The sequence below is a fragment of the Micromonospora sp. NPDC049799 genome (assembly GCF_040656655.1).
In the GTDB taxonomy this organism is placed as follows: domain Bacteria; phylum Actinomycetota; class Actinomycetes; order Mycobacteriales; family Micromonosporaceae; genus Micromonospora.
This window is the reverse complement of sequence record NZ_JBFAMU010000360.1, coordinates 1-5099: the sequence shown is the minus strand read 5'-3', so window position 1 is coordinate 5099 and position 5099 is coordinate 1. Positions and strand designations below refer to the sequence as shown.

Annotated in this window: 2 protein-coding genes; both read left to right on the top strand. The window is 70.0% G+C overall.

Annotated features, from left to right (window positions below; genetic code table 11):
- Nucleotides 1–158: 158 nt before the first annotated feature.
- Nucleotides 159–4046, top strand: coding sequence for a DNA-directed RNA polymerase subunit beta' (locus AB0I76_RS22100; RefSeq protein WP_357038519.1), 3888 nt, complete (start codon nt 159–161; stop codon nt 4044–4046).
- Between the two features lie 108 nt (nt 4047–4154).
- Nucleotides 4155–4526 (top strand): hypothetical protein, encoded by a 372-nt coding sequence (locus tag AB0I76_RS22095; RefSeq protein WP_357038516.1) that lies wholly within the window; start codon nt 4155–4157, stop codon nt 4524–4526.
- Nucleotides 4527–5099: the final 573 nt, after the last annotated feature.

The following is a 5099-nucleotide window of genomic DNA, read 5'->3' as shown; positions in this document are numbered from 1 at the left end:
CCCGTGGTGTGCGGGGGGGGGGTGGTGGTGGGCACCCCCCGGCCCCGGCGGGAGCGGGGCTGGGCGCATGTGGTTTTTGGTTTGGGGTGGGGACCGGGCCCGCCGGCCCCCGACCCCACCCACTAGCTAGCAGTACAGACGACGACATAGGGGACATAGTGCTCGACGTCAACTTCTTCGACGAGCTGCGCATCGGCCTCGCCACCGCCGACGACATCCGTCAGTGGTCGCACGGTGAGGTCAAGAAGCCCGAGACGATCAACTACCGCACGCTCAAGCCGGAAAAGGACGGACTCTTCTGCGAGAAGATCTTCGGTCCGCAGCGGGACTGGGAGTGCTACTGCGGTAAGTACAAGCGGGTCCGCTTCAAGGGCATCATCTGCGAGCGCTGCGGCGTCGAGGTGACCCGGTCGAAGGTCCGTCGTGAGCGGATGGGGCACATCGAGCTCGCTGCTCCGGTGACCCACATCTGGTACTTCAAGGGCGTGCCCAGCCGGCTGGGCTACCTGCTGGACCTCGCCCCCAAGGACCTCGAGAAGATCATCTACTTCGCCTCGTACGTCGTGACGAGCGTGGACGCCGAGTCGCGTCACCGTGACCTCTCGACGATCGAGAACGAGATCCTTGCCGAGAAGCGGCAGTCGGAGAACAGCCGCGACTCGGAGATCGAGAAGCGGGCCGCCAAGCTCGAGGCCGACCTGGCCGAGTTGGAGGCCGAGGGCGCGAAGGCGGACGTCCGGCGCAAGGTCAAGGAGGGCGGAGAGCGCGAGATGCGCCAGATCCGCGACCGGGCCCAGCGCGAGATCGACCGCCTGGACGAGGTGCTGGACACCTTCCGCAAGCTGGAGCCGAAGCAGCTGGTCACCGACGAGTTGCTCTACCGCGAGCTGCGGGACCGGTTCGGCGAGTACTTCACCGGCGGCATGGGTGCCGAGGCCATCAAGGCGCTGGTCCAGAACATGGATCTCGACGCCGAGGCCGAGAGCCTGCGGGAGACCATCCGCACCGGTAAGGGCCAGCGGAAGATCCGGGCGCTCAAGCGGCTCAAGGTCGTCGCGGCGTTCCTGAACACCCGCAACTCGCCGCTCGGCATGGTGCTCGACTGCGTGCCGGTCATCCCGCCGGACCTGCGGCCGATGGTGCAGCTGGACGGTGGCCGCTTCGCGACCTCCGACCTGAACGACCTGTACCGCCGCGTGATCAACCGGAACAACCGCCTCAAGCGGCTGATCGACCTCGGCGCGCCCGAGATCATCGTCAACAACGAGAAGCGGATGCTCCAGGAGGCCGTCGACGCGCTGTTCGACAACGGCCGTCGTGGCCGGCCGGTCACCGGTCCGGGTAACCGTCCGCTCAAGTCGCTGTCCGACATGCTCAAGGGCAAGCAGGGCCGCTTCCGGCAGAACCTGCTGGGCAAGCGCGTCGACTACTCGGGCCGTTCGGTCATCGTGGTCGGCCCGAAGCTGAAGCTGCACCAGTGCGGCCTGCCGAAGCAGATGGCGCTGGAGCTGTTCAAGCCCTTCGTCATGAAGCGGCTGGTCGACCTCAACCACGCGCAGAACATCAAGTCCGCCAAGCGGATGGTCGAGCGGCAGCGGCCGGTCGTGTGGGACGTGCTGGAAGAGGTCATCGGCGAGCACCCGGTGCTGCTCAACCGCGCGCCGACCCTGCACCGCCTGGGCATCCAGGCCTTCGAGCCGCAGCTGGTCGAGGGCAAGGCGATCCAGATCCACCCGCTGGTCTGCACCGCGTTCAACGCCGACTTCGACGGTGACCAGATGGCGGTGCACGTGCCGCTGTCCGCCGAGGCCCAGGCCGAGGCGCGGATCCTCATGCTCTCGTCGAACAACATCCTCAAGCCGGCCGACGGCAAGCCGGTGACCATGCCCACCCAGGACATGATCATCGGTCTCTACCACCTCACCCACCTCACCGCCGGTGAGCGCGGCGAGGGCCGGGCGTTCAGCTCGGACGCCGAGGCGCGGATGGCGTTCGACAACGGCGAGCTGCACCTGCAGGCTCCGGTCAAGATCCGACTGCGCGGCGTCGTCGGCGTCGACAACGGTGCCGGCGCCGAGTCGTGGACCGCGCCGGAGGGCTGGGTCGAGGGTGACCCGCTGACGGTGGAGACCACGCTGGGTCGGGTCCTCTTCAACGAGACCCTGCCGCAGGGCTACCGGTTCGTGAACTACGAGATCCGCAAGGGCCAGCTCTCGGCGATCGTGAACGACCTCGCCGAGCGCTTCCCGAAGGTGGCCCTCGCGGCCACCCTGGACGGGCTCAAGGAGGCCGGTTTCCACTGGGCCACCTGGTCCGGCGTGACGATCGGCATGGAGGACGTCATCGCTCCGCCGCGCAAGCGGGAGATCCTGGAGCGGTACGAGGCCGAGGCCGACCGGATCGACAAGCAGTACCAGCGTGGTCTGATGACCGCCGAGGAGCGTCGCGGCGAGCTCATCGAGATCTGGACCAAGGCGACCAACGAGGTCGCCAAGGAGATGGACACCGCGCTGCCGCAGGAGAACCCGCTGTGGAAGATGATCAACTCGGGTGCCCGCGGTAACCTGCTCCAGCTCCGGCAGATCGCGGCGATCCGTGGTCTGGTGGCCAACCCGAAGGGCGAGATCATCCCGCGGCCGATCAAGGCCAGCTACCGGGAGGGTCTGTCCGTGCTGGAGTACTTCATCTCCACGCACGGTGCCCGTAAGGGCCTCGCGGACACCGCCCTGCGTACCGCTGACTCGGGTTACCTCACCCGTCGTCTGGTGGACGTCTCGCAGGACGTCATCATCCGCGAGGAGGACTGCGGCACCGACCGCGCCATCCCGATGCAGATCGGGCAGCGACGTGACGGCGGGCTGGTCGTGCACGAGCACGCCGAGACCAGCGTGCACGCCCGTACGCTGGCCGACGACATCAAGGGGCCGGACGGCACCGTCGTCGCCGAGCGGGGTCAGGACGTCAACTCGATCCTGGTCGACCGGATCGTCGCCGCCGGGGTGGAGACCATCCGGGTGCGCAGCGTGCTGACCTGCGAGTCGAAGCTGGGCGTCTGCGGTGCGTGCTACGGCCGCTCGCTGCCGACCGGCAAGACGGTGGACGTCGGCGAGGCGGTCGGCATCATCGCCGCCCAGTCGATCGGTGAGCCGGGTACCCAGCTGACGATGCGTACCTTCCACACCGGTGGTGTCGCGGGTGAGGACATCACCCAGGGTCTGCCGCGTGTGCAGGAGATCTTCGAGGCCCGGATCCCGAAGGGCAAGGCGCCGATCGCCGACACCCCCGGCCGGATCCGGATCGAGGACGGCGAGCGGTCGCGGAAGATCATCGTGGTGCCGGACGACGGCAGCGACGAGATCGTCTACGACAAGATCTCCAAGCGGGTCCGTCTGCTGGCCGCCGACGGCGACCACGTCGAGGTCGGCGAGAAGCTCACGGTCGGTACGGTCGACCCGCACGAGCTGCTCCGCATCCTCGGCCCGCGTGCGGTCCAGGTCCACCTGACCCAGGAGGTCCAGGAGGTCTACCGCTCGCAGGGTGTGCTCATCCACGACAAGCACATCGAGATCATCATCCGCCAGATGCTCAAGCGGGTGACGGTCATCGACTCCGGCTCGACCGAGTTCCTGCCGGGCGTGCTGGTCGACCGGGCGCTCTTCGAGTCGGAGAACCGCCGGCTCGTCGGCGAGGGTGGCGAGCCCGCCGCCGGTCGCCCGGTGCTGATGGGTATCACCAAGGCCTCGCTGGCCACCGACTCCTGGCTCTCGGCGGCCTCCTTCCAGGAGACCACCCGGGTGCTGACCGACGCGGCGATCAACTCGCGCAGCGACTCGCTCGTCGGCCTCAAGGAGAACGTGATCATCGGTAAGCTCATCCCGGCCGGTACCGGCATCAGCAAGTACCGCAACGTCCGGGTCGAGCCGACCGAGGAGGCCAAGGCCAAGGTCTACTCGATGACCGGCTACCCGGAGACCGACTATGGGTTCGGGCCGGCCAGCGGGCAGGCAGTGCCGCTGGACGACTTCGACTTCGGGTCGTACCGCTAAGCAGTTGCGACGACGAGGCCCCCGGCACCCGCCGGGGGCCTCGTCGTGTTCGTGGTCCGGACCGGCGTGCCGGCACCCCCGGCCGCCGGACGCGGCATGATGGAGGACATGACGACCCTGCCCGGGCCGGTGCCCCTCGCCCCGCCGGGTCCGCCGCGCCACCCGCTCGATCCGGACCCGACCCGCTCCACCAAGGCGCGTGCGGTCTTCGCGCTGGGCCTCATCGGCGCGCTGACCGGCCTGTTCATCGGTGGGGTGGTGCCGGCGACGGTGGCGCTGCAGTTGGCGCGCCAGGCGCGCCGGGAGGCGTACGCCTCGGGGGGTTTCCTCACCGGCGCGGCCTGGCTGCGGCGGGGGGAGCGGCTGGCCTGGACGGGCCTGACGCTCGCCGCGGTGAGCGTGGTGACGATGGTGGTGATCGCCGTCGTGCGGCTGGCCGAGGCACCCTTCGGGCAGGACTTCGCGCCGAACGTGGATTGACCGCCCGCCGGGGAACGGTCCCGCCGGGGCGTCGGCGGTCCGGCCGCCGGCGGTAGCCTGGCCGGTGTCCGTCGCACGGCGGTGGACACCCGCTGCCGACAGGAGGATCCGTGACGGAACCGGCGCGCCCCCCGGGTACCGACCCGACGGCGCCGCACACCGACGGCCCCCACCCCACCCCGTCCGACCACGGTGGGTGGGCACGGCCGAGCGCGCCGCCGGAAGCCGGTGCGATGGGGTATCCGCCGCCGACCGCGTCGGCTCCGCCCGTCCGTCCCTGGACCCCGCCGTCGTCCGGACCCGGGTGGGGCGGCCCGCCGTCCTCCGGACCCGGGTGGGGCGGCCCGCCGTCGTCCGGACCGGGATGGGGTACGCCGTCCGGCGGTCCGCCTCCGTCATCGGGTGCCGCTCCGGGATGGGGATCGAGTGCTCCCGGGACGTCCCCCGTCCCGGGCCCGGGGTGGGGAAGCCCGCCGGCCTCCGGACCGGCGCCGGATGCTGGCCACCGGCCCCGCCCGGCGGCTGCCCACACAGCTGACCCGGTTGTCGGCCGTCGGTTGGACCCGTACGACG

What these genes read in the sequence shown, in the direction of transcription:
- AB0I76_RS22095 (WP_357038516.1), top strand. Translation starts at nt 4,155, where the DNA reads ATGACGACCCTGCCCGGGCCGGTGCCCCTCGCCCCGCCGGGTCCGCCG.